At 72.2% G+C, this 24,719-nt stretch carries 23 protein-coding genes; 9 read left to right on the top strand and 14 right to left on the bottom strand.

Annotated features, from left to right (window positions below):
- Positions 1-85 precede the first annotated feature (85 nt).
- Positions 86-2,869 (bottom strand): penicillin acylase family protein, encoded by a 2,784-nt coding sequence (locus AB0A61_RS33770; protein ID WP_361301019.1) that lies wholly within the window; start codon positions 2,867-2,869, stop codon positions 86-88.
- A gap of 252 nt (positions 2,870-3,121) precedes the next feature.
- On the opposite strand from AB0A61_RS33770, the gene AB0A61_RS33765 reads away from it, so the two are divergent.
- Both AB0A61_RS33765 and AB0A61_RS33760 read left to right on the top strand, forming a co-directional pair.
- Entirely contained in the window at positions 3,122-3,724 is a 603-nt protein-coding gene (locus AB0A61_RS33765) for a hypothetical protein (RefSeq protein ID WP_361301017.1), read from the top strand.
- Between the two features lie 159 nt (positions 3,725-3,883).
- Positions 3,884-4,951, top strand: a complete 1,068-nt coding sequence (locus AB0A61_RS33760; RefSeq protein ID WP_361301014.1) for an RNA ligase (ATP) — start codon at positions 3,884-3,886, stop codon at positions 4,949-4,951.
- Positions 4,952-4,985: 34 nt separating this feature from the next.
- On the opposite strand, the gene soxR is transcribed toward AB0A61_RS33760, so the two are convergent.
- The gene (gene soxR, locus AB0A61_RS33755; RefSeq protein WP_361301011.1) at positions 4,986-5,480 is read right to left on the bottom strand and encodes a redox-sensitive transcriptional activator SoxR; all 495 of its coding nucleotides are present in this window, start codon (positions 5,478-5,480) and stop codon (positions 4,986-4,988) included.
- 111 nt (positions 5,481-5,591) lie between these two features.
- Between soxR and AB0A61_RS33750 the strand changes: the two genes are divergently transcribed.
- Positions 5,592-6,053, top strand: coding sequence for a MaoC family dehydratase (locus AB0A61_RS33750; protein WP_361301008.1), 462 nt, complete (start codon positions 5,592-5,594; stop codon positions 6,051-6,053).
- Between the two features lie 34 nt (positions 6,054-6,087).
- Here the strand turns inward: AB0A61_RS33750 and AB0A61_RS33745 are convergent, their stop codons facing one another.
- The 3 genes from AB0A61_RS33745 to AB0A61_RS33735 all read right to left on the bottom strand — a co-directional run bounded on the left by AB0A61_RS33745 (position 6,088) and on the right by AB0A61_RS33735 (position 8,384).
- Positions 6,088-6,711, bottom strand: a complete 624-nt coding sequence (locus AB0A61_RS33745; RefSeq protein ID WP_361301005.1) for a TetR/AcrR family transcriptional regulator — start codon at positions 6,709-6,711, stop codon at positions 6,088-6,090.
- Between the two features lie 145 nt (positions 6,712-6,856).
- Complete coding sequence (locus AB0A61_RS33740; protein WP_361301002.1) at positions 6,857-7,144, bottom strand: YiaA/YiaB family inner membrane protein; 288 nt, start codon at positions 7,142-7,144, stop codon at positions 6,857-6,859.
- An 88-nt stretch (positions 7,145-7,232) separates the two neighbouring features.
- Positions 7,233-8,384, bottom strand: coding sequence for an acyl-CoA dehydrogenase family protein (locus tag AB0A61_RS33735; RefSeq protein WP_361300999.1), 1,152 nt, complete (start codon positions 8,382-8,384; stop codon positions 7,233-7,235).
- Positions 8,385-8,484: 100 nt separating this feature from the next.
- Between AB0A61_RS33735 and AB0A61_RS33730 the strand changes: the two genes are divergently transcribed.
- The 3 genes from AB0A61_RS33730 (at position 8,485) to AB0A61_RS33720 (ending at position 10,947) form a co-directional block, all read left to right on the top strand.
- Entirely contained in the window at positions 8,485-9,126 is a 642-nt protein-coding gene (locus AB0A61_RS33730; protein WP_361300996.1) for a TetR/AcrR family transcriptional regulator, read from the top strand.
- 91 nt (positions 9,127-9,217) lie between these two features.
- On the top strand, positions 9,218-9,952 hold the full coding sequence (locus AB0A61_RS33725; RefSeq protein WP_361300993.1) for a winged helix-turn-helix domain-containing protein: 735 nt from the start codon (positions 9,218-9,220) through the stop codon (positions 9,950-9,952).
- A 74-nt stretch (positions 9,953-10,026) separates the two neighbouring features.
- Positions 10,027-10,947, top strand: a complete 921-nt coding sequence (locus AB0A61_RS33720; RefSeq protein WP_361300990.1) for a DMT family transporter — start codon at positions 10,027-10,029, stop codon at positions 10,945-10,947.
- 55 nt (positions 10,948-11,002) lie between these two features.
- On the opposite strand, the gene AB0A61_RS33715 is transcribed toward AB0A61_RS33720, so the two are convergent.
- From AB0A61_RS33715 to AB0A61_RS33680, 8 genes are all read right to left on the bottom strand, one after another.
- Positions 11,003-12,085 (bottom strand): Zn-dependent alcohol dehydrogenase, encoded by a 1,083-nt coding sequence (locus tag AB0A61_RS33715; RefSeq protein WP_361300987.1) that lies wholly within the window; start codon positions 12,083-12,085, stop codon positions 11,003-11,005.
- 14 nt (positions 12,086-12,099) lie between these two features.
- Positions 12,100-13,488 (bottom strand): aldehyde dehydrogenase family protein, encoded by a 1,389-nt coding sequence (locus AB0A61_RS33710; RefSeq protein ID WP_361300985.1) that lies wholly within the window; start codon positions 13,486-13,488, stop codon positions 12,100-12,102.
- Positions 13,489-13,618: 130 nt separating this feature from the next.
- Positions 13,619-14,956 (bottom strand): ABC transporter ATP-binding protein, encoded by a 1,338-nt coding sequence (locus AB0A61_RS33705; RefSeq protein WP_361300983.1) that lies wholly within the window; start codon positions 14,954-14,956, stop codon positions 13,619-13,621.
- Between the two features lie 232 nt (positions 14,957-15,188).
- On the bottom strand, positions 15,189-15,917 hold the full coding sequence (locus AB0A61_RS33700) for a class F sortase (RefSeq protein ID WP_361300981.1): 729 nt from the start codon (positions 15,915-15,917) through the stop codon (positions 15,189-15,191).
- Positions 15,904-16,650, bottom strand: coding sequence for a hypothetical protein (locus AB0A61_RS33695; RefSeq protein ID WP_361300978.1), 747 nt, complete (start codon positions 16,648-16,650; stop codon positions 15,904-15,906). Before AB0A61_RS33695 ends, AB0A61_RS33700 begins: the two co-directional genes overlap by 14 nt.
- Before the next feature lie 222 nt (positions 16,651-16,872).
- Positions 16,873-19,098 (bottom strand): molybdopterin oxidoreductase family protein, encoded by a 2,226-nt coding sequence (locus AB0A61_RS33690; protein ID WP_361300975.1) that lies wholly within the window; start codon positions 19,096-19,098, stop codon positions 16,873-16,875.
- Between the two features lie 102 nt (positions 19,099-19,200).
- Positions 19,201-19,818 carry a TetR/AcrR family transcriptional regulator gene (locus AB0A61_RS33685; RefSeq protein WP_361300972.1) on the bottom strand — a complete coding sequence of 206 codons (618 nt, stop codon included), beginning with the start codon at positions 19,816-19,818 and terminating at the stop codon, positions 19,201-19,203.
- Positions 19,815-20,435 carry a hypothetical protein gene (locus AB0A61_RS33680; RefSeq protein WP_361300969.1) on the bottom strand — a complete coding sequence of 207 codons (621 nt, stop codon included), beginning with the start codon at positions 20,433-20,435 and terminating at the stop codon, positions 19,815-19,817. Before AB0A61_RS33680 ends, AB0A61_RS33685 begins: the two co-directional genes overlap by 4 nt.
- Positions 20,436-20,579: 144 nt before the next feature.
- Here AB0A61_RS33680 and hmgA point away from each other — a divergent pair, with 144 nt between their 5' ends.
- From hmgA to AB0A61_RS33665, 3 genes are read left to right on the top strand one after another with little or no spacing between them, the layout of a single operon-like run.
- A complete protein-coding gene (gene hmgA, locus AB0A61_RS33675; RefSeq protein WP_361300966.1) occupies positions 20,580-21,920 on the top strand; it encodes a homogentisate 1,2-dioxygenase in 1,341 nt (446 codons plus the stop codon).
- Between the two features lie 26 nt (positions 21,921-21,946).
- On the top strand, positions 21,947-22,696 hold the full coding sequence (locus AB0A61_RS33670; protein WP_361300963.1) for a GntR family transcriptional regulator: 750 nt from the start codon (positions 21,947-21,949) through the stop codon (positions 22,694-22,696).
- A gap of 33 nt (positions 22,697-22,729) precedes the next feature.
- A complete protein-coding gene (locus tag AB0A61_RS33665; RefSeq protein ID WP_361300960.1) occupies positions 22,730-23,887 on the top strand; it encodes a type ISP restriction/modification enzyme in 1,158 nt (385 codons plus the stop codon).
- A 66-nt stretch (positions 23,888-23,953) separates the two neighbouring features.
- On the opposite strand, the gene AB0A61_RS33660 is transcribed toward AB0A61_RS33665, so the two are convergent.
- Entirely contained in the window at positions 23,954-24,670 is a 717-nt protein-coding gene (locus tag AB0A61_RS33660; RefSeq protein ID WP_361300957.1) for a TetR/AcrR family transcriptional regulator, read from the bottom strand.
- Between the last annotated feature and the right edge of the window lie 49 nt (positions 24,671-24,719).

Genomic DNA, 24,719 nt, shown 5'->3' with positions numbered 1-24,719 from the left:
CCCTGGCGGAGCGACATCGTGCACCGGGAACTCGCCCGGGTGGTACTGGCGGCGGGCCGCACCGGCCGACCCGCCGCCGTCGGGGTCACCGGTGCGAGGTGTACTCCACCACCTGCTGGAAGGTGGGCCGGTTCTGCCAGCTGATCTTGTAGTGCTTGATACCCCCGAGGGTGCGCTGGACGATCGAGTCGGCGCACCACTGGTCGCCCGCCGAGCACTGGTCGTCGCCGGGGTAGACCTGCGCGGCGGTCTTGCCGGCCGCCTCCTTCAGGGTGCTGATCAGGAGATCCCGGCAGGCGCTGAGGGCGCCGCCGCCGCAGTACTTCTGCGCGAGCGGACCCTGCACCGGCTCACCGAGCACCGCCCGGATGTCCTTGTCGACATAACTCCACCACCCGAACTGGAACGAACTGCCGGCGTGCGCCCCGGTCGGACCGTGCCCGGCCGACGGGGACTCGTCGACCGGCAGGCTGCCGGTGAACGCGGTGTACACGTCGGTGCCGAGGCCCGGTTCGAACTCGGCCTTCACCAGCAGCGGCCACCAGGCGTCCAGGATGCGGATCGCGTCGGCGTCGGCGTACGTCTTCGAGCCGGAGGAGGTCTCCGTGCGCCGGGCGCCCGCCGCCACCCACGCCTGCAGCTTGTTCACCGCCGCCGCGGCGGTGGGGTCCGTCACGGCCGAGCTGTTGACGACCTTCAGCAGTTCCGGCAGCACGTCCTCGGCCCGCAGATCGGCGAGGGCCGCGTCCGCCATCGCCTTCACCAGCGAGGACCGGGTCACTCCCCCGGCCGCCACCAGCTTCTTCACCCGGTCCTCCAGCAGGTTGCCGCGGTGCACCGACCCGTCACCCCAGCCGGCGGTCGTGTAGTCCTTGGCCTGCTTGTTGTTCCAGGAGATGTAGTAGTCCTGGTCGATGGAGTTGGGGTGGGCGGACGCCGGGGTGTAGTCGGCCGTGTTGGTCGCCGGGTCCCAGTTGCGCCACTCGTACGCCGCCTGCGCCCACACCGGGAACTCCGCGTCCGTGCCGGTGGCCCGCACCGGGTTGTCGCCGCTGTTGTAGTACGCGGTGTGCTGGGAGTCGGCGTAGAACCAGTTGAACGTGTAGTTGATGTGCTGCACCGCGCTCTGGAAGGTCTGCGGGCTCTTGACGTAGTCCGGGTCGTTCAGCATCTGGAAGCCGATGATCGAGTCGGCCTCGTGCAGGAAGGACGAGCGCAGCGTGGTGTAGGCGACCTTCTTGCCGCCGACGGTGGCGCGGTACTCGACGGGGCCGTACTTGGTGCGCCACACGCGCATCGTGTACGAGCCGGCCGCCGTTCCGTCGGCCACGGTCGGTGACCAGGCGTTCCTCTGCTCGATCTTGTCCATCGCCGTGCAGGTGCCGTGGAAGAGGTAGTGGTAGTCGTCCTGGCACAGCTCGACGGCGTAGGTGTCGATGATGTCCTGGCCGGAGGTCGTGGCGCTCCACGAGTAGTCCTGGCCGCGGCCCAGTTCGACGTACATGCTCAGCCCGGCGAAGGAGGCGCCGCGGGCGCTGATGCCCGGGCCCTGGATCTCCTGCAGCATCAGCAGCTGGGGAGCGAAGTAGCCGGTCTGCGGGCCGAAGACGGCGATCGGGTGGCCGCTCGCGGTGTACTTGCCGCTCACCACGAGGGCGTTGGACATACCGCGCCGGGCGGAGCCGAGGGCCGTCCGGTCGGCCGTGGCCGAGGCGCTGGTCGCCGCGGAGCCGGCGGCGCTGCCGGTGCGGTCGTGGACGAGCGGCTCCGAGGTCACCGAACCGGCGTCGGGCAGCGCCTCGCCCTGCGGCGAGTGCGGCTTCGAGGCGTACGGGAAGCTCCGGCCGTCGTGGACGGTGAGGACGGCCTCGGGGTCGTTGCGCTCCCGGAAGGAGTCCCAGACCTTGGTACCCTCCGCGACTCCGTACTTGGCCTGGGCGGCCAGCAGGGACAGGGCGTTGTTCACCTCGCCGCCACCACCGGCGCCGAACAGCGCGCCGACCACGGAGCCGAGCGCCACCAGGTCGGTGATCTTGAAATGGTCAATCGTGCCTGCGTTGGTGATCGCGTTCTTGTGACCGGTCAGGACGTACTCCCCGGGGAAGTAGCGACCGGAGTCGGAGGCGTCGATGTAGGCGTTGATGCCGGCCAGGTAGGCGTTCGCGTCGGCGAGGGCCTGCTGGCCGCGGGCGCCGTTGTGGGCGACGGCGTTGTCGATCTGGGCCTGCAGGTCGGCCTCGGTGTACGGGGCGTTGCGCCAGAACTGCTGCTCCAGACCCTGGTTGGCGGCCGCGCCGCCCGCGAAGGAGGTGAGTTGGCCCCGGCCGACGTGCCGGAAGACGTCCATGAGCCACAGCCGGTCCTCGGCGGCGGCGTAACCGGCGCCGAACTCGGTGCCGTAGCGAGTGGTGCCTGTGATGTGCGGCACACCCGCCTTCGTGTCGCGGACGATGGTGACGTCGCCGCGGCCGGCCGGTTTCTCGGTGGAGGCGACCTGGTCCGAAGGGACCCCGAAGGAGGCGTCGTTGAAGAAGGTGTTGATCTTCGCGTCGGTGAGCCCCGACCGGCCCGTGGCCAGGTCGGCATACAGGCCGAGCTGGTCCTCGGCGTGGGAGGGCTGGGTACCGAAGACCTGGTTCAGGAGGATCTGGGCGAGGGTCGCGTTGCCGTTCTCGCCGGGCGGCAGGATGTCGGAGCACTGGCCGCCGCAGTAGTCGTTCACATCCGCCGTACCGGCCGCCGCCGCTTGGGAAAATGGCGACAAAAGACCAGCGACCAGGACGCATACGGATGCGGTCTTCAGGAACCCGTGGAATCTGTGGGGAGTTCTCAGTCTGACGAGCGCGCTGCGTGGGGTGCGCCGTGGCATGGCAGCTCCTCCCGACGGGGGTGGGGGCGGGGACGTTACCGCCGGTACCCCCGAGTTGGAAGATGAGCATGCGTCACTTTTTGGAGTCGCGCAGTGGAGGTCAACCAGGGTGGGCTTATGGAGGGCATCGGAAAACGGATGGAGCCGAATCGCATGTCGATACGTCTACTCGGCGACGTCCGTACGACGACTCCGTACGACGACGCCGAAGGGACCGAAGTACAGCTGCAGATGTGACGGAGGTGCAAGGCGATGGCCGGTTTCCGGAGTCTGGCGAGACAGGTGAGGGATCCGCGGTGCGATCTGGCGCTGCGGCGCTACTCGTTGCGCAAGTGCCTTGAGCGGTTCGCTCCTTATGGGCACAGGGCGACCTGGGACCATCTGTGCTCCCGGGCCGGGTACGGTCCCGAGGACAGGTCCCCCGATCCGGCGCGGCTCGTGGCCGCGTTGGAGGAGTTGGAGGAGGCGCGTTCGGTATGGCTCGACTACGAGGTCGAGTTCGCCCGGCGTCGCAGGAAGGAGAAGCACGACGGGCTGCGCAGGCCCGGCAGTGTGGACGACTGGCACCGGCTGACCTGGGGTGGTTTCGGGGTGGCCTGGTGCGACGACCCGAGGGTTCACCCTCATGAGCCGCTGGCCGAGGTGCTGCGCCGGCTGATCGAGGCGCTGGAGCGCGAACCGGGCTCGAGCTGCCCGGTCTGCGACGGGGAGCGCCTGATGTGGAAGTACGACCTGGACCACGAACCGTCGGCCGGTCCGGTCTGCACGGACTGCGGAATCCTGGTGCCGCGGCCCGTACTCAAGCCCGAGGCCCTGGCGTACGCCAGGCGCGGGCGGCTGCTGGTGTCGGCCTGAACACGCGGGGGTGCGCCGGGGATGCCGCACCCCCCCTCCTGCCCTCGTGGTAGCACCGCGGCGGCCGACCGTAGCAGGCGTTAAACCGGTCGCTCCACCGTTTTCGGATCCGCACAGTGGGAGGCGATGACACACCCCTGAGGAAGCCGAGGAGCCCCGATGTCGACGCTGCGCGTCACCGCCGAAGTGCTGACCGTTCACGAGCATCCGAACGCCGATGCGCTCGAACTGGCCCAGGTGGGCCTGTACCGGGCCGTCGTCGCCAAGGGCGCGTACCGCACCGGCGAGGCCGCCGTCTACATCCCCGAGCAGTCCGTTCTCCCGGCCGGGCTGATCGAGGAACTCGGCCTGACCGGGCGGCTGGCGGGCGGACACCACGACCGCGTCAAGGCGGTGCGGCTGCGCGGCGAGCTGTCGCAGGGCATCGTGTGCCGGCCCAGGGCGCTCGCGGACGTCGACCTGGCCCAGGCGGCGGCCGAGGGAACCGACTTCGCCGAGCGGCTCGGCATCACCAAGTGGGTGCCACCGATCCCGCCCACCATGGACGGCGAGGTGGAGTCGGCGCCGGACCTGCTGCCCTGGGTCGACATCGAGAACATCCAGCGCTACCCGGACATCTTCGCGCCCGGCGAGCCCGTGGTCCTGACGGAGAAGCTGCACGGTTCGGCCTGCCTGCTCACCTACGTCGCCGACGACGGCCGCGTACAGGTCTCGTCCAAGGGCTTCGGCGCGAAGTCGCTCGCGCTCAGGGAGGATCCGCGGAACCTGTACTGGCGTGCGGTCCGCGGTCACGGCGCCGTGGAGGTCGCGGCCCGGCTCGCCGAGCGACTGGGCGCGCGCCGGATCGGGATCTTCGGCGAGGTGTACGGGGCGGGGGTGCAGGACCTGACCTACGGCGCGGACGGCCGGCGCGACACCCTGGGATACGCCGTGTTCGACGTCAGTGCGGAGATCGACGGGGCGGTGCGCTGGCTGGACGCGGCGGAACTGCTCACCGGAGAGCTGCCGCTGGTGCCCCGGCTGTACGAGGGGCCGTACGACGTCGAGCGGGTGCTGGAGTTCGCGACCGGGCGGGAGACCGTGTCCGGGGGCCGGCTGCACCTGCGCGAGGGCGTGGTGATACGGCCGGCCGTCGAGCGCTACAGCCCGGTCACGGGGGGCCGGGCCATTGCGAAGGCGGTCAGTCCGGCGTACCTGACGCGCAAGGGCGGGACCGAGTACGAGTGAGCGGGGGGCCGGCTCTCCGGCCGGCCCCCCGCGGCTACGCGGACTTCGCTCGTCCGCCGTTCCGCCGCCCGCTGCCCCGCTCCACCATCAGGCGCGATCCGGACCGCTGTTCACCGAAGACGTCGTCGGGGTTGGACAGCACGCAGGTGCTCAGGGACAGGCACCCGCAGCCGATGCAGTCGGTGAGGTGGTCGCGCAGACGGTTGAGCTGCTTGATGCGCTCGTCGAGCTCGGAGCGCCACGCCTCGGACAGACGCGCCCAGTCGTCCCGGGTGGGGGTGCGTTCCTCCGGGAGTTCGGCGAGCGCCCCGCGGATCGTGGCCAGCGGGATGCCGACCCGCTGGGCGGCACGCACGAAGGCGACACGGCGCAGCGTGTCCCGCGAGTACCGGCGCTGGTTGCCCGTGGTGCGGCGGCTGCTGATCAGGCCCTTGGACTCGTAGAAGTGCAGGGCGGAGACGGCGGCACCGCTGCGCGCGGACAACTGGCCGACGGTCAGCTCGTGGATCTTCTCGGGGATCTGGGGCACCCCGCAGAGCCTACCCATCGCGTCACACGCCCGGCCCGTTGACATGAGCCCCCCACCCGAGCATGCTAAGCAGTTGCTTAGACATTACGCGCGATGCGAGAGGCCGGACACATGGCAGAGCCGAGGATCTTCACATCCATCGACGAGCTGAGGACGGCGGTGGGCGAGCAGCTGGGGTACACCGACTGGCTGGAGATCGACCAGAAGCGGATCGACCTGTTCGCGGAGGCGACCGGCGACAACCAGTGGATCCACGTCGACCCCCGGAAGGCGGCCGAGGGCCCCTTCGGCACGACCATCGCACACGGCTACCTGACCCTGTCGCTGCTGCCGCTGTTCGGCCCGCAACTGATCGGTGTCGAGGGCGTCAGGATGGGTGTCAACTACGGGACCAACAAGGTCCGTTTCCCCGCTCCCGTCCCGGTCGGCTCCCGGCTGCGCGCCACGGCCACGATCAGCGGCGTGGACGAAGTGCCGGGCGGTGTGCAGGTCACCGTCGCCTTCACCGTGGAGCGCGAGGGCGGCGACAAGCCCGTGTGCGTCGCGGAGTCGGTGTCCCGGTACTACCTGTAGGCCGGGCGCCGCACCGCTTCCGGGCAGGCGCCGGCTACTTCGCCCCGACCATCCGCAGCACGAGGTCGGCATAGAGCGTGCCGACCTCCTCGGGGGTGCGCGGGCCGTCGACGTTGAACCAGCGGGCGACGTCGATGCACAGCGACAGCACGGCCAGCGTGGTCCCGTTCAGGTCCAGCACGTCGAACTCGCCGGCCGCCACGCCGTCCTCGATGATCTGGCGCACCTCGGCGTCGACCTGGCGGCGCAGTGCGAGGATCTCGGCGCGGGCGTCCGGGCCGAGCGAGTCCAGCTCGTACTGCACCACCCGAGCGGTGGTGCGTCCGCCGGCGTGCCAGCGGACGAAGGAGCTCACGGCGTCGGCGAGCCGCTCGGTCGCGGTGCCCTCGCGGCGGGCCGCGGTCCGCAGGATCTCCAGCGCCTTCTCGTGGCCGATGCGGCTGATGCGGTGAAGGAGTTCTTCCTTGGTCTTGTAGTGGATGTAGAGCGCGGCCGGGCTCATGCCGGCCCGGCCCGCGATGTCGCGGGTCGTGGTCGCGTGGTAGCCGCGCTCGGCGAAGGCCTCCACGGCGGCCACGAGCAGCCGCCGGGCCGCGTCAGGCGTGACCTCGCCCCACGGCTGCACCTCGCCGCCGGCCGTCTCCTCCGCCGTAGTCATCGCTCGCTCGCCCCTCTCTGCGTCAGGGGCTCCACCATACCGCCGAAGGTGAGCGGCCGCTTAGAGTCCCGGGTGGGCGGAGTGGCGGGAAAGGCCCCCATGGTGTCACGGCTTCGCCGCGTCACGGCTTCTCGAATTCACCGCGTCACAGCTTCTCGAAGGGGTCGTGCTCGGCGAGCAGCTTCTCCAGCCGCGCCTGGTCGACCCGGCTGACGATCCGCCCCGCCTCCTGACGGTCCCGGATCACCTTGGCGAGGGTGAAGGCGGAGGTCACCAGGTAGAGGACGGCGATGGCGAGGAAGGCGCGTACCCAGGCGTCGGCGTTCAGCCGGAAGATGCCGATCGCGGTGGCCGCCATGGCGACGGAGAAGGAGGCGACGGCCTGCCCGTGGAAGGCGGCCGTGCTCTGCTGCTTGACCGGTGTCTCACTCATGCGGACAAGCCTCGGCGGATGTGGTGGCGGCCACATCCGCCGGGATACTCAGCCGGATACTCAGAACGGCCGCAGAACGAGGCAGACCCTAGAACGCCGAGACTCCGGTCAGCGCGCGGCCTATCACCAGCTTCTGGATCTGACTGGTGCCCTCGTAGAGGGTCATCACACGGGCGTCGCGCAGCAGCTTGCCCGCCGGGTACTCGTCGATGTAGCCGTACCCGCCGAAGACCTGCAGGGCGTTGTTCGCCGCGCGCACGGCGGCCTCCGAGGCGAACAGCTTGGCCTTGGAGGACTCGACCGTGAACGGCAGCCCCCGGTCGACCAGGTCGGCCACCCGCCAGGTCAGCAGCCGGGCCGCGTCGACGTCCACGGCGATGTCGCTGATCAGCTCCTGAATGAGCTGGTGGTGGGCGATCGTCTTCCCGAACTGCTCGCGTTCGCCCGCGTACCTCACCGCCGCGTCCAGTGCGGCCTGGGCTATGCCGACACAGCCGGCCGCCACCGACATCCGGCCCTTGGCCAGCGCCGACATGGCGACGGAGAAGCCCTTGCCCTCCGGCGCCAGCATCGCCGAGGCGGGCACCCGCACGTCCTGGAGGACCAGCTCGGCGGTCGCCTGGCCGCGCAGGCCGAGCTTGCCGTGGATGGTGCGGCGGTTCAGGCCGGGGGTGTCGGTGGGCACGAGGAAGGCGGAGACGCCCTTGTGGCCCGGGGCGTCGGTGGAACGGGCGAAGAGCAGGACGACGTCGGCCCACGTGCCGTTGGTGATGAACATCTTGGTGCCGTTGATGACGTAGTCACCGCCGTCGCGCACGGCCCGGGTGGTGAGACTGCCCGCGTCGGAGCCGGTGCCGGGCTCGGTGAGTCCGAAGCAGCCGACCAGTTCGCCGCTGGTCAGACCCGGCAGCCACTGCCGCTTCTGCTCCTCGCTCCCCCACGCGGCGATCGTCTTGGCGACCAGGCCCAGCGAGACGGACACGATGCCGCGCACCGACGAGTCCCCGCGGCCCAGCTCCTCCGTCACCAGGCAGTACGCGAGATGGTCGCCACCCGAGCCGCCGTACTCCTCGTCGACGGTGAGCCCGAGGAAGCCGACCTCGCCGAGCTTCTTCACGAGGCTGCGGTCCACCTCCTCGGCGCGGTCCCAGGCGACGGCGTTGGGGACGACCTCGCGCTCCACGAAGTCCCTGGCCAGTTGCCGGACCGCGAGCTGTTCCTCACCGAGTCCGAGGTTCACGACGGATCACCCCTCATGTCGCCCGTACCGGGCGGACCTTGAAAGCCGTACATTTAAATTATCACTGCTAGTTTTACCTCGCAGCCCTACTATGTGCGCCATGGCCAGACCGCGCAAGCCCCTCCTGAGCGCCGACCGCATCGTCGAGACGGCGCGCGACCTGGTGGACGCGGACGGCCTGGCCGCCGTCTCCACGCGCCGGCTCGCCGCGGAACTGGGCGTGAGCGGGCCCTCGCTGTACAACCACTTCCGGACGAAGGACGAGATCCTCGAGGCGGTCGCGGACTCGGTGAGCGCCCAGGTCGACCTGTCGATGTTCGAGGACGGCCGGGACTGGCGGACCGCGCTGCACGACTGGGCCGTCTCCTACCGGGCGGCGCTGCGCGACCACCCGAACATCGTCCCGGTCCTCGCCCGCGGCCCCGGGCGCCGTCCCGCCGCGCTGCGCCTGGCCGACGCCGTGTACGGCGCCATGGTCGACGCGGGCTGGCCGCCGGCACAGGCCACCTCCATCGGCGCGCTGATGCGGTACTTCATCATGGGTTCGGCGCTGGGCTCCTTCGCCGGGGGCTTCGTGGACGACGCGAGCGCCTACGACCCCGCCGACTATCCCCATCTCGGTCAGGCCCACCTGCTGGCCGAACAGCAGGAGAAGATCGACGAACGGGCCTTCGAGGCGGGGCTGACGGCGCTGCTGGACGGCCTGGCGCAGCAGTACGAAGAGGTCGATCAGACCGCGTGATGCCACTGCGGTGCGCCCGGCCGCACCGCGGGACGGCCGGAGCGAGCACACTTCGGCCGTGACCGAAGTGTCCGTGCCCCATGCTGGACGTATGACCACCAGGGATCCGAAGCGTGCGCGGCCCCGGGACGCGCCGGCACCGGGACTGGCCGCGCTCGCCGGGCTGATCGCCGACGAGACACGCGCCGCGTGTCTGCTGGCGCTGCTCGACGGGCGGGCCTGGACCGCCGGTGAGCTCGCCCGCCACGCGGGCGTGGCGGCGTCGACGCTCAGCGAGCACCTGGGCCGGCTGGTCGCCGGCGGGCTGCTCGCCGAGGAACGCCAGGGGCGGCACCGGTACGTACGGCTGGCCGACGCCCGGGTGGCCGAGCTCGTGGAGAGCCTGGCCGCGCAGGTCCTGCCCGGCCCGGCCCTGCCCCCGCGCGGGCTGCGGGAGGCGGGCGCCGGATCCGCGATGGCGCGGGGCCGCACCTGCTACGACCACCTGGCCGGCCGGCTCGGCATCGCGACGACCGACGCGCTGACGGAGCGCGGACTGCTGCGGCAGGACACCGGGTTCGCGCTGACGGACGCGGGCGTGCGGTGGTTCGACGCCACCGGTATCGGGCTGGACCGCGGGGGCCGCCGTCCACTGGCCCGGGCCTGCCTCGACTGGACCGAACGGCGCCCGCATCTGGCCGGGGTCGCCGGAGCGGCCCTGTGCCGGCACGCCCTGGACGCGGGCTGGTGCGTGCGCATCGGCTCCGAGCGGGCCGTGAAGGTCACGGCGACCGGCGAGCGCGCCCTGTCGGACCTGCTGGGCATCGAGCCGGCCCTACTGCGCTGACCTACGACCTCGTCCCAGCGTCGGGTCCGGAATCCGCCGGCCCTGCCCCTCCTTCCCCACCTAGCCTCTGGAGCATGATGAACGCCTCCCCAGGACGTCTGGCCGCCGGTGCGGCCACGGTCACCGTGATGCTGTGGGCCTCCGCCTTCGTGTCCATACGCAGCGCGGGTGCCGCCTACTCGCCGGGCGCGCTGGCGCTCGGGCGGCTGCTGGCCGGGGCCCTGACGCTGGGGTCGATCTGCCTGGTCCGACGGGAGGGGTGGCCGCCCCGGGACGCGTGGCGCGGAATCGCCGTATCCGGGCTGCTGTGGTTCGGCTTCTACATGGTGGCCCTCAACTGGGGCGAGCAGCGGGTGGACGCCGGGACGGCGGCGCTCGTCGTCAACGTCGGCCCACTGCTCATCGCGCTGCTGGGCTCGCGGCTGCTCGGCGATCCGATGCCGCCGCGCCTGCTGGCGGGCATGGTGGTGTCGTTCGCCGGTGCGGTGACCGTGGGACTGTCGATGTCGGGAGCGGGCCGCTCCTCGGTGCTCGGGGTGACCCTGTGCCTGCTGGCCGCGGTCGGGTACGCGGCCGGGGTGGTCGCGCAGAAGCCGGCCCTGGGCCGGGCGAGCGCGCTGCAGGTGACGACCTTCGGGTGTCTGGTCGGGGCCGTGGCCTGTCTGCCGTTCGCCGGCCGGCTGGTCCACGAGGCCGCCGCCGCTCCGTGGCCGGCCACGCTCAACATGGTGTACCTCGGTGTCTTTCCGACCGCCCTCGCCTTCACCACGTGGGCGTACGCCCTGGCCCGCACCACGGCCAGCCGCATGGGCGCGACCACGTACGCCGTCCCGGCCCTCGTCGTGCTGATGTCGTGGCTGGCGCTCGGCGAGGTGCCGGGACTGCTGACGCTGGCGGGCGGGGTGCTGTGCCTGGCCGGGGTTGCCGTGTCGCGGTCGCGGCCGAGGACGGCTCGGACCGCGACCGCGCAGCGGGAGCCCGAACAGGTGGCCTGAGCGGGCGCCCTTGAGGCTGCCGTGACTGCCGGGGCTGCCGGACCGGGTCAGAAGATCAGAAGACCACCAGCGCCCGGCCGCCCTTGCCGGCCAGCATGTTCTCGAAGGCGGCCGGAATGCCCTCAAGACCGATCCGCTCGGTCACCAGCGCTCCCAGGTCCAGGCGCCCGGCCCGTACGTGCTCGGCGAGCACCGGCAGGTCCTTCGCCGGGTCGGAGTTGCCGTACACGCAGCCGGACAGGGTCCGGCCCCAGTGGAAGAGTTCCAGCGCGTTGAAGGTGACCTGCTGGTCCTTGCCTCCGATGCCGACGACCGTCGTACGGCCGCCGCGGCGGGTGGACTCCCAGGCCGCGCGGATGGTGACCGCGCGGCCCACGCACTCGACGGCGGCGTCGACGCCCTGCTTGCCGGTGAGGGCGCGGATCTCGCGCGGGGTGGTGTCGGAGGCGACGACGTAGTCCGTGGCACCGGCGGTGCGGGCGAGCTCCTCCTTCTCCGGGGAGACGTCGACGGCGACGATCCGCGAGGCGCCCGCGATCCGGGCGGCCTGGAGGGTGGCCAGGCCCACTCCGCCCACGCCGAAGACCGCCACGGTCTCGCCCGGCTGGACCTTCGCCGAGTGGTGCACGGCGCCGTAGCCGGTGAGGACGGCGCAGCCGAGCAGGGCGGCGTCGGTGAGCGGAACGCCCTCGGGCAGAGGCAGGACGCAGGAGGAGGGGACCACCGTCTCCTCGGCGAAGGCGGCGACGTTCAGACCGGGGTGCAACTCGGTGCCGTCGGCGGTGCGGGCGTGGACGCCCGCGGCGCCGTCGAGGGCGTTGGCGCACAGCCAGACCTCGCCGAGCGAGCAGGCGTGGCAGGTGCCGCAGGAGGGGGCCCAGTTGAGGACGGCACCGTCTCCGGGCGAGACATGGGTGACTCCCTCACCCACGGCGACGACGGTGCCCGCGCCCTCGTGGCCGAGGACGGCGGGCACCGGCACCCGCATGGTGCCGTTGGACAGCGACAGGTCGGAGTGGCAGACCCCGGCGGCGGCGAGGCGGATGCGGACCTGGCCGGGGCCCGGCTCGGGCAGGTCGATCCCGGTGATCTCCAGCGGGGAGCCGATGGCGGGCAGGACGGCGGCGCGGACGGCCATGGTGGGCAACGCTCCTAGAACTGGAGGGACTTGGTCTGGAGGTACTCGGCGAGGCCGTGCGCGCCGAGTTCGCGGCCGACGCCCGACTGCTTGTAGCCGCCGAAGGGGGCCAGCGGGTTGAAGCGGCCGCCGTTGATGTCGACCTGGCCGGTCTCCATCCGGCGGGCGAAGGCCACCGCCTCCGCCTCGTCGCCGGCCCAGACGGCCCCGGCGAGGCCGTAGACCGTGCCGTTGGCGATGTGCAGGGCGTCCTCGGCGTCCTCGTACTTCAGGATCGACAGGACGGGTCCGAAGATCTCCTCCTGTGCGACGGTCATGCCGGGGGTGACGTCAGCGAAGACCGTGGGACTGACGAAGTAACCCTTCTCGCGCGGGGCTTCGGGCCCGCCCGCCACCAGGCGCGCGCCTTCGGCGACGCCCTTCTCGATGTAGCCGCGCACCCGCGCCTGCTGCTTGGCGTTCACGACCGGGCCGATGCGGTCGCCGTACTTGGCGGCGGCGGCCGCGGCGAGTTCCACCGCCTCCTCGTAGCGGTCGCGGTGCACCAGCATCCGCGTCCAGGCGCTGCACGTCTGCCCCGAGTTGGACATGACGTTGGCGACGCCGACGGCCACGGCCTTGGCGAGGTCGGCGCTCGGCAGGATGACGTTGGCGGACTTGCCGCCGAGCTCCAGGGCGACCTTCTTGACGGCGGCGCCCGCGACGGCGCCGATCCGCCGGCCGACCGCCGTGGAGCCGGTGAAGGAGACCAGGTCGACGTCCGGGTGCTCGGCCAGGGCCTGCCCGGCGACCGGGCCCAGGCCGGTGACCAGGTTGAAGACACCGGCCGGGACGCCGGCCTCGTGCACCGCCTCGGCGAAGAGCTGCGCGGTGAGCGGGGTGTCCTCGGCCGGCTTCAGCACGACGGTGCAGCCCGCGGCCAGCGCCGGGGCGGCCTTGGCGACGATCTGGTGCAGCGGGTAGTTCCAGGGCGTGATCGCGCCGACCACGCCGACCGGCTCGTGGTGGACGGTCGAGTTGCCGACCCGCTCCTCGAAGGCGTACGTCGCCGCCAGGTCGGCGTAGGAGCCCGCGACGGCGATCGGCACGCCCGCGTGGACCGTCTGGGAGAACGCCAGGGGCGAGCCCAGCTCGGCGGTGACGGTCTCGGCGATCTCGTCCTTGCGGGCGACGAGTACGTCCCGCAGGGCGGCCAGGCGGGCGGCCCGTTCGGCGGGCGGGCTCGCGGCCCAGGCGGGGAAGGCGGCCCGAGCCGCGCGAACGGCCGCGTCGACGTCCTCGGCGGTGCCGGCGGGGACGGTGCCGATCACCTGCTCGTCGGCCGGGTTCACCACCTCGATGGTGTCCGGGCCCGCGGCGGGACGCCAGGCGCCGTCGATGTACATGCCGTCGTGTGCCTTCATCGTGCTCCTCCGGGCGGGGTGCGTCGTCCGCGTCTGCGTCCTCCGCGTCACAACCTACCGACAGCCCCATAAACTAGCGCCGATAGTTTTCGGCCTGCCGGGCACCCCCCTTCCTTCGGCCGCGGACGGCTCATTCGTCCAGATCGGGCAGCCGGTCCGGAGACGGGCAGATCCGCTCGCCGTGCTGGTCGAAGACGAACAGGTGGGCGATGTCGACGAGCAGCGGCACCTGCATGCCGTGGCGGAGGCGGATGTCGGGGGTGGTGCGGACCACCAGGTCGCCGGGGAGGCGGGGCTCGGGCGGCGCGGGCTCCGGTTCGGCGTCGGCGGGGTCCTCCAGGACCACGGGCCCCGCCCGCAGCGCCCCGGCCCGCTCCCGCAGACGGTCCAGGACCGTACCGTCGCGGCGACGGCGTCGCCGGGCCGGGCGGCGGCCCGGGCGCGGGGCCTCCAACTCCGGTACGACGGCGGGCCGGGAGCCGGTGTTGAAGTGGACGAGCACCTCGTGGCCCTGGAACTCGACGTGCTCCACCAGACCGGTGATCGGCACCTCGCCCGGCCGGGCCGCCGCGGGCTTGGCAAGCCGCACCGCCTCCGAGCGCAGGCCCACGATGACCTCGCGGCCCTGCTGCACACGCAGCAACTGGTGGTCCAGGCACAGGGGTTCGGGCAGACGAAGGTACTGCTTGCCGAGACTGATGGTCATCGCTCCGTCGAGCGGTGCCCGGACCAGGCCGCGCAGCAGGTTGATGCGCGGGGTGCCGATGAAGGCGGCGACGAAGACGTTGCGGGGCAGCGCGTACACCGAGCGCGGGGTGCCGACCTGCTGGAGGACGCCGCCGCGCAGCACGGCGACCCGGTCGCCCAGCGACATGGCCTCGGCCTGGTCGTGCGTGACGTGGACCGTGGTGACGCCCAACTCACGGGTGAGCCTGGATATTTCGGCGCGCAGATGGTTGCGCAGCTTGGCGTCGAGGTTGGACAGCGGCTCGTCCATGAGGAAGGCCGAGGGGTGGCGGGCGATCGCGCGGCCCATGGCGACGCGCTGGCGCTCACCGCCGGAGAGCTGGCTCGGGAAGCGGTCGAGGAGGTCCTCGATGCCCAGCATCCGGGCGGTGGCGTCGACACGCGAGCGCGGGTCCGCGCCGGGCGACTCGATGCGCAGCGGGAAACCGATGTTGTCCCGGCCGGTCATGTTCGGGTAGAGGGCGAAGTTCTGGAAGACCATCGCCATGTGCCGGCCGGACGGCGGCAGGTCGTTGGCGCGCTCGCCGTCGAGCAGCAACTCACCGTCGGTGATCTCCTCCAGCCCGGCGATCATGCGCAGGACGGTCGACTTGCCGCAACCGGAGGGCCCGAGGAGGGCCAGGAACTCGCCGGGCGCGATGTCCAGCGACAGTCGGTCCACCACACGGACACCCTTGCCGTAGACCTTGCTCACGTCGTGCAGAGAGATGGCGCGTGTCATGAGGGTGCCCCCGGGGGCTCACTGAAGCGCTGGCGCTCCGCGGTCGGACGCCTCGTGCGGTCGTACGGGCGTGTGAGTCACGGAAGTTAACGGAATGTGTGCGGCCGGGGGAAGACACCGGTCGGGATCGGACGCTCCGGTCCAGCAGGTGAGAAAGCGGACGATCGTCTTCGGCCAAGCAGGGACGGGCGGGACCCGTCGGCCCCTCCCGCTCCTGTCGGCGCGCGTGTCATCACCTCGTCGCGGTCAGATGGGCGAACACGACGATGTTGCTGGAGTAGCCCGTCCTGTGGTTGAACAGACCACCGCAGGTGATCACACGCAGCTCGGGACGCCTGCTCGGGCCGTAGACCTCCTTGTCGGGAAAGCGCGCCTTGTCGAAGACCCGCACCTTGTCCACGGTGTAGACGGCGGTACGGCCGTCCGTGCGGCGGGCCTCGATGCGGCTGCCGGGCGCCACCTGGCCCAGCGCGGCGAAGACGGCGGCGCCCGTCCTGGTGTCGCGGTGTCCCACGGCGACGGCCGTGCCGGACTCCCCCGGCGTGGGTCCGCCCTCGTACCAGCCGACGAGCTTTGGTTTGTCGACCGGCGGCGTCTGCAGTTGGTGGCTGCCGTCGAGCCGGACCCCGACGACGGGTGCGTCGACCCCCAGCGAGGGGATGCGCAGGGAGACCGGCCGGGACCGGGGCAGCGGCGGGGGCGGGGGCCCCTGTGGCGCGGCCCGGCCGGACTCGTCCGGGTCCTGGCCGCTGCCGTCCGCGAAGGAGGCCCGGCCGGAGAGCGACGGGTCGGCCGACGCGGCGGCGACCTGGCCGCCCGCCCGCTGCGATGCCGGGTGCTCGTGGTCCGCGCCGCACCGGGTCCAGGCCGTCGCCAGGACGGTCACGAGCAAGGCCGTCCTGGCGAGGCGAAAGGCGCGTCTGCGGTACCAGGGCCTGCGTCTGCGCCTACGCGGCACCATGGGGACGCCGGCGGATCAGCCGGAGGTACACGACACCGCTGACCACGACAAGCCCCACGGCGGCGGTCGCGGTCACCGGCGAGAACGCGTCGGCCGTCCGGGCGAGGCCGCCGCCGCCCGCGTGAACGCCGCCCTTCGGGGCGTCGTGGTCGTCCTTGCCGGACGCCGCTCCACCGCGCTGGTCCTGGCTGCCATGGCCCTGGTCCTCGCTGCCGCGGCCGGGATCCTCGCTGCCGTGTCCGGGGTCCGCGTTGCCGTGTCCGGGGTCCTGGATCTGGCCGCCGGGCCCGAACGCCCCGTCGTGCCGCTCATTGTCGTCGCGGCAGTTGACGCGGAAGATCTTCTCCTTGGGTGTGCCCGCCACGGTCCACATGAGCCGGTACTGCCCGTCGGCCAGGCCCAGCGGGTCGGTGTGGCCGGCACCGGCGGCCAGGGCGATGGTTCCGGTGACGGTCGCACTGGTGGGCAGCGGGGGCTGCGCCTGGATGGTGTAGCCGATGGTCGGCAGGGTGTCGAAGTTGACGGCGTCGAGGTAGAACCTGCAGACCACCGGGTCGTCCTTCGAGACGCCGAAGGGCACGCCCACCCGGTGGATCTTGATGTCGCCGGCTTCCCCCTGGGCCACGGCGGCCGGCGCCGCCAGCCACGTGGCACCCGCCGCGGTGAGGGCCGTGAGGGCGGCGGCGGCGCCGACGCGGGAGGCGAAGGTGCGTGGGACTGTCAGGGTGGGCATGCGCATTCCTCCGAGTCAGACGATTTTCATACAAATCGCTCTTTGACCTGACTCTCTTTCACACATCCACCCGGCGACGCGGCACCCGCGCCCGACGCGCCGCCGGACATCACCGGTCCGGCGCAACCGAGCACCGCCGCCCCGCGGGCGCGGCGGCCGCGGCGACCGCGGCGACCCGGCCGAGCCGGTTGCCGGGCAGCGGCGGCGCGAGCCTTTCGGCCGTCACGGGGTCAGTTCGACGGGCACGCCGTTGAGGACGGCGTTGCCCGACAGCGGGTCGAGCAGACTGCCGTCGAGGAGCTGGTTGACGTTGACCCCCGGGTCGGTGGAGGCGTGCGTCAGCCGGGTGCCGGGCCGGTCGTGGCCCCAGCCGTGCGGCAGGCTCACCACACCGGGACGCACGCCCTCGGTCACCTCGGCCGGAGCGGTCACCTCTCCGCCCGCGCCCTTGACCCTTACCGGGGCCCCGTCGCCTATCCCGAGGCGTTCGGCGTCCTCGGGGTGGATCTGCAGGGTGCAGCGGTTGGAGCCGCCGGTCAGGGCCGGGACGTTGTGCATCCAGCTGTTGTTGGAGCGCAGATGGCGGCGGCCGACCAGGACGAGTCCGTCCGCCCGCTCCCGCACCGCCGCCCTCAGACGCGGCAGGTCGTCCGCGATCGGCCGCGGCAGCAGCTCGACCTTCCCGCTCCTGGTCCTCAACGGCTGCGGCAGACGCGGGCCGAGCGGACCCAGGTCGATGCCGTGCGGCTGGGCGAGGAGCCGGTCCAGGCTCAGCCCGTCCGGCCGTACGCCGAAGCCGTCGCCGTAGGGGCCGAGGCGCAGCATCATGTCCAGCCGCCGCTCGGGACCGTTCTCCCCGGTGAGCCGTGCGGCGAGTTCCCTGGGGTCGCGGCCGTGCACCGGGGAGTGCGGCTCCGTCACCGCCTTGCCGAGGGTCTGGTCGATGACCATGGTGTCCACGGCGGCCGGGTCCGCCCCGTGCATGCCGCTCGCGGCCAGGATCAGCCGGGCGAGGATCTCGGTCTCCGCCATCCGGCCGGGCTCCAGCGGCACGGCGGGGCGGGTGTAGCGGACCTGGTTGCGCACGGCGAGGGTGTTGAACGCGAAGTCGTGGTGCGGGCTCTGCGAGGGCGGCGGCGGGGGCAGCACGACGTGGGCGTGGCGTGAGGTCTCGTTGAGGTACGGATCGACGCTGACCATGAAGTCGAGCGAGGCCAGTGCCTGGTCGAGCCGGTCGCCGTCGGGGGCGGACAGCACGGGGTTGGCGGCGACGGCGACAAGGGCGCGGACCGGCTCGCCCTCCTGCGTGGCGGTGTCGATCTCCTCGGCGAGCGCGGAGAGCGGCAACTCCCCCTTCGCCTCCGGGTGGCGGCTCACTCGTGAGTGCCAGCGCCCCAGGGCGAAGCCGCGGCCCGGTCCGGCGGGCCGGGGCGTCCTGTCGGTGGCGGCCTGGGGGAACAGGGCGCCGCCGGGCCGGTCGAGGTTGCCGGTGAGGATGTTGAGGACGTCGACGAGCCAGCTGGCCAGGGTGCCGTGCGGGACGGTGCAGCTGCCGATGCGGCCGTAGACGGCGGCGGTGGGCGCGGCGGCGAGCTCGCGGGCGAGCGTGCGGATGGTTCCGGCGTCCACGTCGCAGGCCCCGGCGACGGCCTCTGGTGCGAAGTCGCCCACGGCAGCGCGTAGTTCGGGCAGACCCTGCACATGGGGCGCGAGGTCCCCGAGGTCCACGAGGTCCTCCTCGAAGAGCACGTACGCCATGGCCGCCAGCAGCAGGGCGTCGGCGCCGGGGCGTACGGCGATGTGCCGGTCGGCGAGTCGGGCCGTGCGGGTGCGGCGCGGGTCGACGACCGTGAGCGTGCCGCCGCGGGCCTTGAGGGCCTTGAGCCTGCCGGGGAAGTCCGGGGCGGTGCACAGACTCCCGTTGGACTCCAGGGGGTTGGCGCCGATCAGGAGCAGGTGGTCGGTGCGGTCGAGATCGGGTACGGGGATGGCGCCCGCGTCGCCGTAGAGCAGTCCGCTGGAGACGTGCTTGGGCATCTGGTCGACCGTGGAGGCGGTGAAGATGCTGCGGGTGCCCAGGGCGCCGATCAGGAGCGGCGGGTAGAGGCCGCCGGCCATGGTGTGCACGTTGGGGTTGCCGAGGACGACGCCGACGGCGTGCGGCCCGTACCGCTCGACGACGGGCCGGATCCCGGCGGCGACCGCGTCGAACGCCTCCTCCCAGTCGGCCTCCCGCAGTACACCGTCCTTGCGCACGAGCGGGGTGCGCAGCCGGTCGGGGTCGCCGTCGACGGCCCCGAAGGAGGCGCCCTTGGGACAGATGAATCCCTTGCTGAACACGTCCTCACGGTCACCGCGGGCGCCGGTGACCCGGGTGCCGTCGATGGTCAGCGTGAGCCCGCAGGTGGCCTCGCACAGGGGGCAGATGCGCAGAGCGGTGCGGGACACGGGTCCTCCCGGTGGACGGCGGCGGCGGAAACTGGGGGGAGCATACCGACCGGTTGGCATGGAGGGGAGGGGGCACGGCGACTGCGTCGAAAAGCCGCCGCTTCAGTCCAGGACCCGGCTCAGATAGGCGCGCAGCACCTCTCGTGTCTCCTCGATGATCTTTTCGTCGCCCTGCGGGTCGACCCGGAAGGCGAGATGGACGAGGGTGTCGGCGGTTTCGACGGCGATCAGGAACGAGCGGCGCAGGTCGTCGTCGGGCGTGCGGCGCAGGTAGCCGGAGAGCAGGTCGGTGAGGCGGTCGGCGACCCGGTGGTTGGGTTCGGCGTGGCGGGCGCCGACCGGGACCTGGTTGCCGAAGTCGACGAGGGAGAAGCCGGGTGCGGTGCGCTTCATCGCCAGGTACTCGTCGAGCACGGCGTCCATGGCCACCCGCCAGTCCACGTCGTCGGCCTGCTTCAGGCGTTCGGTGACGCGCTCGGTGTACCGCTCCAGATTGCGCTGGGCGAGCGCGTCGACCATCGCCCGCTTGTTGCCGAAGAAGCGGTAGACCGAGCCGATCGGCACGCCCGCGCGCAGGGCGACGGCCCGGGTGCTCAGCGCGTCGTAGCCGATCTCGTCGAGGAGGTCGGCGCAGGCGTCGAGGATCCTGGTCAGCCGTTCGGCACTGCGCCGCTGCACGGGCGCACGGCGAAGCGAGGTCGCATGGGGCACGGGCTTCATGATGCCTTTCCGTCGCGGTCCGGTGAAGCTCGCCCTCCTGTACGCGGTCGGCCGCCCGGTGCACTCAGCGCGGACCCGCCACGCCCGGCTCTCGTGCCGCGCGGGGACGCGGTGACCGTCGGCTCCGACGCCGTGATGTCCGCGGTGCTCTGGACCGGCTTGCCGGCGACGGCCCAGGCCGTGTCGTCGTCGGCGTACAGGCGGGCGGTGACGTGATGGGTACCGCGGGGCACGAGGCGGGCGGACAGGTGGTACTCCCGGGCGCGCAGGCGGGAGACGAGCCGCCCGTCCACCAGCAGGTACGCGAGGCCGCGACCGGCCACCGGGCGGGCCGCCGCCCCGGCCGGGGAGAAGCGGATGCGGCGGACGGTCAGGCGTACGTCCCGGCTGCCACCGGCATCGGGCTGCACCTCCAGGCCGACCTCGGGAGCGGCCTTCCGGTCCACCTGGCGGTAGTGCCGTCCCTGCTCGTCGGTGCGGACGAGAATCGTGCCCACCGGCGCGGGCGAGGCCCGCCCGGGCCGCCCCTGTGCACCGCCGCCGCAGCCCGCAGGCCGGGTCGGCAGCAGGACGCAGACCGCGAGCGCGGCGACGACTGCCCGCGTCGACGACGACATGCCCGGGAGCCCAGTGCCCCGGCGGCCGGATCCCCCTGAAGTCCGGTTCTCGCCCTCCCCCGCAAGGAGGGCGCCGAGCCCCCTTGCGCCCGTGAAAACGCAATCCTACGGTGTTGCATAGGAATCGGACGCAAGGGAGCGATCATGAGCGGGGACGCACGCAAGACCGCCGAGGGGCTGACCTATCTCTGCGGTTTCGGCAACGAGCACAGCTCGGAGGCGGTACCCGGCGCACTGCCCGAGGGCCGCAACTCCCCCCAGCGCGCTCCCCTGGGGCTGTACGCGGAGCAGCTCAGCGGCACCGCGTTCACCGAGCCGAGGGCCCACAACCGCCGCTCGTGGCTGTACCGCATCCACCCGTCGGCCGCCCACCCGGCGTTCACCCGCACCGACAACGGCGCGATCGGTACGGCGCCCTTCGCGCAGACCGTGCCCGACCCCAACCGGCTGCGCTGGAACCCGCTGCCGGAGCCCGCGCAGGGCACGGACTTCGTCGCGGGCCTCTGGACGCTCGGCGGCAACGGCGACGCCACCCAGCGCACCGGCATGGCGGTGCACCTGTATCACGCCAACTCCTCGATGGAGCGGGTCTTCAGCGACGCCGACGGCGAGCTGCTGATCGTGCCGGAGCGCGGCGGGCTGCTGCTGCACACGGAGTTCGGACTGCTGCACGCCGAGCCGGGGCACGTGGTTCTCATCCCGCGCGGGGTGCGGTTCCGGGTCGAGCTCCTCGACACCGCGTCCGACGGCGGGCAGAGCCCGACGGCCCGGGGTTACGTCTGCGAGAACTACGGCGCCCCGTTCCGTCTCCCCGACCTCGGTCCCATCGGCGCCAACGGCCTGGCCAACGCCCGGGACTTCCGGGCGCCCGTCGCCGCCTACGAGGACGTCGAGGGTCCGGTGGAGGTGGTGAACAAGTTCTGCGGCAACCTGTGGACCGCCACGTACGACCACTCCCCGCTCGACGTCGTCGCCTGGCACGGAAACCATGTGCCCTACGTCTACGACCTGCGCCGGTTCAATGTGATCGGCACCATCTCGTACGACCACCCGGACCCGTCGATCTTCACCGTGCTGACCTCGCCGTCCGACACCCCGGGGCTGGCCGGCATCGACTTCGTCGTCTTCGCGCCGCGCTGGCTGGTGGGTGAGGACACCTTCCGGCCGCCGTACTTCCACCGGAACGTGATGAGCGAGTACATGGGCCTGGTCGAGGGTGCCTACGACGCCAAGGCGGAGGGCTTCGTACCGGGGGGCGGCTCGCTGCACAACATGATGTCGGCGCACGGGCCGGACCGGGAGACGTTCGAGCGGGCGAGCGCCGCGGAACTGCGCCCGCAGAAGGTCGACGACGGGCTGGCCTTCATGTTCGAGACGCGCTGGCCGGTGAGGCTCACACCGCACGCGGCACGCGCGGAGCACCTGCAACAGCGTTACGACGACGTGTGGCAGGGCCTCGAGCGGCACTTCCGGCCGTTGCGCTGAACGGTCCCGACCGGTACGGATAGCCCGTGACCTCCTTCGCCCCGGATTCGATCGTCCTGAACCGCAAGCTACCGCTGTGGTACCAGGTGTCGCAGTCGCTGCGCGCCTCCATCCTCGGCCGCTCGCCTCAGGATCCGCTGCGCCTGCCCACCGAGGAGCAGCTCGCGGGGCACTACGGGGTGAGCGTGCTGACCATGCGCCAGGCACTGAAGGAGCTGGAGGACGAGGGGCTGATCACGCGCCACCGCAGGCGCGGCACGTTCATCGAGCCGGGGGCCCGAAGAGGCGCCCCGGTACGGCTGCTCGGCTCGGTGGACGCCATCGTGGCCCAGCAGTCCGGCATGGCCACCGAACTGCTGGAGCACGGCACGGCGCCCGTGCCCGCCGAACTCGCCGAGTTCTTCCCCGATCTCGGCGAGGTGGCGACGTTCCACCGGCTGCGCAGCGACGAGAAGACCGGGGAGCCGACCAACCACGCCCGCAACTACGTCCGTCCGGAGCTCGCCGGGCGCATGGCCCCGGACGACCTGGTGCGGTGGCCGATGACCAAGGTGCTTCGGGACGTGGTGGGTGCGGAGATCAGCCGTATCACGGACACCGTGGAGGCGCGGCTGGCCGACCCGGAGACCGCACGGCTGCTCGAAGTCCCGCTGCTCAGCCCGATCCTGCACTACACGGGGGTCACCTACGACGCGTCCGGGCGGCCGTTGGACGTGGTGGTCATCCACTACCGGGGTGACCGGTTCTCCTTCACGGTCACGCTCGATGCCACCTGACCCCCGCCCGCGGTGCGCGTACCCCGTCGTACGATGCCCGGCGTGACGCACGACGACGCTCCGCTGCTGGCGGACCTCATGCCGTGGTCCGTCGCACCGCCGCGGCTCGGCCGGGCGTGGCCGGCGGGCCCCGACGCGGCTTCCCTGAAGGCCCGCTGGGACACCCTGATGAAGGCCGACGGCCCCGGGCGGGAGGCCCTGTTCGAGCCGACGCGGCCGCGCACCCTGCACACGGCCGTCGGCCAGCTGCCGGGCCAGTCCAGCGGCACCCAGAAGCTGATCCGCGCCTCGGGCCCCTGCCCGGAACCGCTCCGCGTGCTGGCGGCGCCCTACGACGAGCAGTGGCTGATCCCCGACCACCGGCTGATCGACGCGGCCCGCCCGGAGCTGTGGCGGGTCGCGGACGACCACCAGGTCTTCGTGGCGGAAGTGCCGGACACCGTGGGTTCGCAGCTGCTGGCCACCTCTCTCCTGCCCACCCTCCGTCTCGGCCGCGTCCGCCCCCTGTACCGCCGCCCCGGCGGTGCGGAGCCCAATCTGGCACCCGGCCTGCTGGACCACCTGGCCGCCCGCCTCGGCCACCTGCCCGCCCCGCCGGACGTCCTGGCCTGGACCCTGGCGGCGGTTCGCCCCGACCTCACCGTCCCCCTGACCGGCGACCCCGGCCTGTGGTCGCGCGGCGTCGAGCTCGGGCACCGCATGCTGTGGCTGATGCGCCGCAATGGCGAACGCCCCAAACTCCCCGGCGGCCGCCGCCCCTACGTCCGCGCGCCGCTTCCCGCCCGCCCGCTCACCCTCCACTACGACCACGAGGAGGAGACGCTCCACCTCGACGAGGGCCGTGTCTCACCGGTGCCGCCCCAGGCCTGGGAGTTCGAGGTGGGCGGAGTCCGCGTCCTGGAGCAGTGGTTCACGGCCCGGACCACGGAGGGCACCCCGGGCACGCTGACGGCGATCCGCCCGGCGACCTGGCCGCAGGCGTGGACCTCGGAGCTGCTGGAGCTGATCACGGTGCTGGCCCTGCTGGCGGAACTGCGGCCGCAACGGGACCGGTTGGCGGTGACCGCCCCGGTCACGCGCGCCGAGCTGCACGGCGCGGGAGTCCTTCCCGTGCCGGAGGCGGCCCGCAGACCGGCGTCCGTGCTGGACCACCGCGAAGAGGGACCCGAGGGGCAGTTCGCGCTGATCTAGGGGATGTCGTTTGGTCACCGCGGGTCCGCGGTGACCAAACAACCCTCCTCCCTGGGTCCAACGCACCTAGCCTCTGCCGGGATCGAAGGCGTCCAGGACCTTGTCCAGCGTCGTGTCGAACAGCGCGTCCAGATCGATCGGCCCCGGGTCCTCCGCGAAGGCCGCCGCCATCCTCGGGTACGCGCCGGTGGCGACCCGGCTGCCCAGGTAGGCGATGCGGACCGCGTTCTCCTGCTCCTCCGACCAGGGCAGGGAACGTGTCCGCTCGGCGGTGGCCAGCTCGTTCGACACGTACATCGTCACCACGCCGTTGAGCAGCCCGACCAGCTGCATCTTCGTGCCGTAGGAGGCCTCCACCGGGTCCAGGCAGGCCAGGCAGTGCTCCAGATACCGCAGGGCGTTCGGGCCGAAGCCGTACACGGGGGACATCAGGCGGGGCAGCCAGGGGTGCCGGTGCAACAGCGTCCGGGTCTGGTGGGCCACCCGGAGCATGTCGGCGCGCCAGTCCCCCGACGGCTCCCACAGCTCGTGCTCACCACCGACGGCGTCCACCATCAGCTCGTACAGGTCCTCCTTGCGGGGGACGTAGTTGTACAGCGACATCGTGCCGCAGCCCAGCTCCGCGGCGACGTGCCGCATCGAGACCGCGTCCAGCCCGCCCGCGTCGGCGAGCCGCACGGCGGCAGCCGCGATGTCGGTCCGGCTGTACGCCGGCTTCGGACCCCGCCCCGTCCGCTCGGGACGGGTCCAGATCACTTCGGGTACGGCCGCTCGGCCCGCCATTGATCATCACCTCGCCCCACCATCGTAGTTACGTACACCGTACGTAGTG

The sequence above is a fragment of the Streptomyces sp. NPDC046197 genome (assembly GCF_040646295.1).
In the GTDB taxonomy this organism is placed as follows: Bacteria; Actinomycetota; Actinomycetes; order Streptomycetales; family Streptomycetaceae; genus Streptomyces.
The sequence above is the reverse complement of the archived record's forward strand: the minus strand, read 5'-3'. Positions and strand labels throughout refer to the sequence as shown.